Origin of the sequence: Pseudomonas californiensis, assembly GCF_021147775.1 — a bacterium.
GTDB lineage: Bacteria > Pseudomonadota > Gammaproteobacteria > Pseudomonadales > Pseudomonadaceae > Aquipseudomonas > Aquipseudomonas californiensis.
This window is the reverse complement of sequence record NZ_JAGTPK010000082.1, coordinates 1-4,583: the sequence shown is the minus strand read 5'-3', so window position 1 is coordinate 4,583 and position 4,583 is coordinate 1. Positions and strand designations below refer to the sequence as shown.

Sequence of the window (4,583 nt, the reverse complement as noted above, 5' to 3'; positions counted from 1 at the left end):
GCCTCGCTCCAGTTCATACCTCGATAGCGCCGCATCCTCAGCGCCTGCCACTTGATCCCTTGGATAACCGCCCATTCCTTGGCCGGTCGTGTTTGGCCGGCGAACATCACTGGTGTGTTTGCTGAACAGATGTGATGCAGATCGGTGGTGTGGTGCATGGTCGGCCCCTGGGTCTGTGATGGGCTATGTATATGTGACCGAATTGCATTTGGAGCTCGGCCCGGAAGCCGAGCCAGGCCATAAAACATCGGCTGAGCGCTTTGATCGGAGCAGTTGATCCAGGGAGCGCTTGCGTGAACGGAACAGTTGGTAAAACTACAGCCTGCCTGGGCTTAATCGGGCGATGGAGGAGATACTGCAAGCGATCCGCTACTGAAGTCTCGATGCGCAGTAGCTAGTCGGATAATGGTATCGTCTCTTAGCTCTATGAGTTTGTTTCGTGGACCTTCTGATAGGTTCTTTGTTTTCAATAGCTTGTTTTGTCTAGCCAAATCTGACTCCAATCTTGTCTGATATGAAATTAAATCTGGATCTAAATTAATTTTTTGAAAACCTTTCATGGCATATGCAGCAAGATATGGGCTGACTAGCCCGGCGAGTATAGGAAGTGCTGTTTTCGCCTCAGCAGTGAGCCAGTCCGTAGGAATAAAAGAAGTGGCGCAGATTATTAGCGTGGTAAACGATGCGGTTACGCTGGTGAGGCTGTGAGGTTTGGGCTGGCTAAGCTCGCTCATGGGATTTCACTCACTTCCGTGTCGGAAAGTTTCTTTTGAGTAACCGATCCATCCGCATTTTTTCGAATCAAATATCTCGCGGAGATCACTTCGCCCACCTTGTAAGTGACATAAATGTCTTCTCGAAAAAAATACTTTCGGTAGAGGTAGGTGGCGTAGAGGCGCCCGAGCTTTGATGTGAAAGGGATAAGCCATATTATGCAAGCTGCCGCTACAGCAAGCGCTAGATACTGTGGGTTCATGGCAGTCTCATCGATTCCGGTTGGGGGCGTCCCAGTTTCTAACTACTTCAACTATAATGCGATCAATTGTTGATCTCGTTGGGCGATGAGTAACTGTGGTTTTTAACTTTACCTGATAACGATCCTCTTTCTGGAAGGACTGCTGGTTTTTTGTCACCTTCTCAAGAAAAGCTTCATCAGCCAAAGTGGCTGGGTGCTCATCACCGTCCGGTAACACGATACGCCATCCTTTTTTGGAACCGAAGTTGATTTGAGAGAAAGTCACTGTGGCAGTGATTGTTTCCGACGTAATCTCTTCTAGCGAGCCTACGGGCAGCCTAGAGAAATCATCCACATCCTCAGTATTTACACTGATAACTGGTTTTTCTTCTGAGTCTAGCACCTTGAAAACCGCACCCTCTTTGCCTGTGAGAGGGGCCTGAACTATTTTATGTAGAGCTTCGCGAACCTTGCCATCGCTTACTAATCGGGCAACCGTTTTGTCGGCCTTGAACTCGCCATCAGTAGTTTTTATAGTGGCGTGCTCATCATCTCCATCAATAATCACAGAAATTATTTTTCTGTTTTTGATTTTTTTTATCAGTTCTATAACCGTGCTGCCTGCAAAAACGGAAGCATGAGTCGCTAGCCCGAGAATTGCTAAAACTTTAGCTGCAGTAGCTGGGGTTGCCATTAAGGCAAAAGCTACTACAAGAGAACCTTCTTTTGCTGGAGTAGTTACCTTAAGCTTTACTTCTGCAGAACCCCTGCCGACTAGCTTTGCAGTTTCTTCAATTAGTGTGCTCATTCCTAGAATAGCATCGCCTAGCTCTTTTGCATCTATTTCGTGATTTTCAAGGATATCCTCAGGAGCATCGTATGAGATTGAAAAGCGCTCTTCGCTGAGCTTTGGTTTATCATTATTGCGTCTGCCAACTTCCATATCATACTGCTCCAAGGCTTACTTTAAATGACTTGTTGGACTGAGTGAGGCGCTTCTTGGCTAGGAGTGAACAGGCCGTAAATAAATCACCTGGCTCTGACGCAACCTGCAGCCTGACAATCAAGCCTTCCAGAGGTGTGGCGCACTTTGCCATGCGCCACGAAACGTGAGCAAGCCAAATCATGGCGCGGACGAACGAATCAGTGAGCCGTCACTCACTGGTGGTCATTCAAGAGAGTTAGGCTCCAGCAGCGTCATTGAGTCAATGCAGCGTGAGATGGGGAGGCCTTTTTGGAACGGTCGGTGTACTAGGCCCGAATAGGTCGGGTAGTTGATCCTCCGGACATTCCCGGATGAACTGGATCATTGCGGCGTGACAGGCGCGATAGATCGGCCCGCCGGTCCCCCAGTCGTCACCGTAGCCTGCCGAGCTGTCCTCAAGCTGTGATAGAAACGCTACGCCCCGCAAGCTGGTGTCACCGTCATCAACTGCCTGATGTCGGTGAACTGCGTTCACGCTCAATAGATCGCACATTCGGTCGAATCCCAGCGTTTTGGCCAGTCCATCGCGGTCGAACATAAACGACTTTCCAAACCCGGTAAGGATGCCTCTTGCTCCAGTGCGCTCCACTTCACGGTGAGCCGACGCCTGCCGCTCGATATCTGCAATAGCCCGCTTGGTGAATGGCAAGAAGGGTTTGAGTTTGCCTGCCTCGCGGCGAAAGGCCCGCCGCTCAGCAGTAATGGAATCAAGTCTGTCAGCCACGATTCGGCAGATTCGCCGACTGGTGATCAGTTGGGTGCTGGCGCTGATACCTGGCTTCAAGGCGATGTTGCAGAGCCTCATGAGAATGCTAGATGTCATTGGTTTATCTCCATGTGCGTCTGGTCGTAAGTGGCGCGCAGCTCGGCACCAACAGGGCAGTGGCGACCGGTCGGCATGCTGCAGTTGCGGCAGGCCATGACGTGGCTGATGTACCGGTCTCGGGCATGTCGCCACTCTGGCGTGGCTTTGGCGGCGTGCGTGTAGGTGCGCGCCGGTGTTGTTTGAAGGCTGCCGCGCTCGATCAGAGTGAGCACTGGTCGATCAGCCTGGCCGTTCGCTGGGTTTGGTCGTGATGCCGACACTGGTGGTGGCAGGCCATCCAGCAGGCCGGAAAGGAGGCTCATTGATCTATCTCCCCGGTTTGGAGATGACGCTCATATGTGTCTGTGAAAAAAAATCGGGGGAACGGGGGAACAGTGGGAACAGCCAGTGTTTCCGGGGCTTTCAGATGGGGTACATGTTCCCCACCCAAAAAACGGGGGAACAGTGATAACCAGATGCGCGGAATGGCTGGGGCTCTTATATTCAAAAACATGTTTGTGTTCCCCCTGTTCCCCATACATTCAATAAGGGGGAACGGCTCAAGGCCCCGTGGATATTGGCTGTTCCCCCGTTCCCCCTGTTCCCCAAGAAAATAGGTTCCTGTGAACTCGGGCACTTGCATTCGTGGGTGAACGATTCGTTCATGCGCTACCGCCTTCACCGTCCATGACCTCTGGATCGATCACGTACAGGCGGGCCGAACCTCCACCTGGGATGCGGTATTTCTTCGTCTTGCGGCTTTCACGATCGGTGTCACGTCTGGCAAGCATCCCACCGGCCTCCAGCGCCTTTATCACGCGGCTCAAGCCATGTCCGTGGGCCGCTTCGACAATGGCTGACTTGTTGAACAGGTACAGGCGTTTCCCCACGGACAACTCCCAATAGCCCGCCCGGTTGAAAACCTTGGTGTCGGGTAATTGGTCGTTCACGTCCGAGAATCGGCTGGTGCCGTGCTTATCGATGAAGTCCAGAATGCCAGCCAGGATCTGTCTGTCCTCGGCATTGCCGCTGCCCACCTGTTTGAGCCATTCGCCGTATAGCAACTGACAGTCGGCCAAAGCGCTACCGGGCGTCCAAGGGAGCAGGCCATAGGCAATGGCCATTTCGCCCGCGAGGGCAATCACCGCGAAGCGATCTGCCACGCGCCCGGCCTGGGCGTTGTCCTCGATGAACTGCGCTCTGGTTCTGGCGAAGTCTTCCAGCAGGCCGGGCCGGTCATTACTTGCGAGGAGATGCTCCACGAACGCAGGGCCGATATGGCCGTGGTGCGCGCTCACTGCCACGGTGAGCAAGCGGTGAAAGTCGGCACCCTCCAGGCCATGCAGTTCGTCGAAGGCGCGGTGAGTGCGCGTACCGGCGTTCACGTCGACCATGCGCAGCTCAGCACCGGCGTGCGCCGCATTGCCGCTGATGGCCGCGTGCTCGGATAGGGATCGCTCGCCACTCGATAGCGCGAGCAATCGCCAGCTCAGCTTGCCGCGCGCTTCCCGATCGCGGGTCATCGTGCCTTTGCCCTGACCGTTGGCCAGCGAATAGGCCATTTCCTGCACACGCTTGGGATCTGCGCGCTTGATCTCGTCCAGCGGCAGCATGGTGTCGTTGCGGCTAGAGGCCTCTATCTCCAGACCGCCCTTGGTCATGTCCCAACTGGCTGCGAATATCCCAGGGTCGCCCCACACCGAAGATCCGATCAGTTGCGCCAATGACTTGCCACTCGAGCTGTCGCCGACTAGGTGAACACCACCACCCAGCACACCCACCAGACTCAGCAGAGGGCCAGCCAGTGCGCAGCCGATCGCCAGTGTCAGTACCGGATT

The 4,583-nt window shown here is 54.0% G+C and carries 5 protein-coding genes; all 5 read right to left on the bottom strand.

Annotated features, from left to right (window positions below; genetic code table 11):
• Window positions 1–332: 332 nt before the first annotated feature.
• The gene (locus KDX37_RS28680) at window positions 333–734 is read right to left on the bottom strand and encodes a hypothetical protein (protein WP_231656568.1); all 402 of its coding nucleotides are present in this window, start codon (window positions 732–734) and stop codon (window positions 333–335) included.
• A gap of 249 nt (window positions 735–983) precedes the next feature.
• Entirely contained in the window at window positions 984–1,898 is a 915-nt protein-coding gene (locus tag KDX37_RS28675) for a hypothetical protein (RefSeq protein ID WP_231656567.1), read from the bottom strand.
• A 262-nt stretch (window positions 1,899–2,160) separates the two neighbouring features.
• Window positions 2,161–2,763: a hypothetical protein gene (locus KDX37_RS28670; RefSeq protein WP_231656566.1), complete on the bottom strand. Its 603-nt coding sequence runs from the start codon at window positions 2,761–2,763 to the stop codon at window positions 2,161–2,163.
• Window positions 2,760–3,068: a hypothetical protein gene (locus KDX37_RS28665; RefSeq protein WP_231656565.1), complete on the bottom strand. Its 309-nt coding sequence runs from the start codon at window positions 3,066–3,068 to the stop codon at window positions 2,760–2,762. The genes KDX37_RS28670 and KDX37_RS28665 overlap by 4 nt, the downstream gene beginning before the upstream one ends.
• 339 nt (window positions 3,069–3,407) lie before the next feature.
• The coding region (locus KDX37_RS28660; protein WP_231656564.1) for a DUF927 domain-containing protein at window positions 3,408–4,583 on the bottom strand (1,176 nt) is incomplete at its 5' end.

Bases quoted from the DNA above. Each gene is read 5' to 3' on its own strand.
- KDX37_RS28680 (WP_231656568.1), bottom strand. From the start codon at position 734: ATGAGCGAGCTTAGCCAGCCCAAACCTCACAGCCTCACCAGCGTAACC.
- KDX37_RS28675 (WP_231656567.1), bottom strand. From the start codon at position 1,898: ATGGAAGTTGGCAGACGCAATAATGATAAACCAAAGCTCAGCGAAGAG.
- KDX37_RS28670 (WP_231656566.1), bottom strand. From the start codon at position 2,763: ATGACATCTAGCATTCTCATGAGGCTCTGCAACATCGCCTTGAAGCCA.
- KDX37_RS28665 (WP_231656565.1), bottom strand. From the start codon at position 3,068: ATGAGCCTCCTTTCCGGCCTGCTGGATGGCCTGCCACCACCAGTGTCG.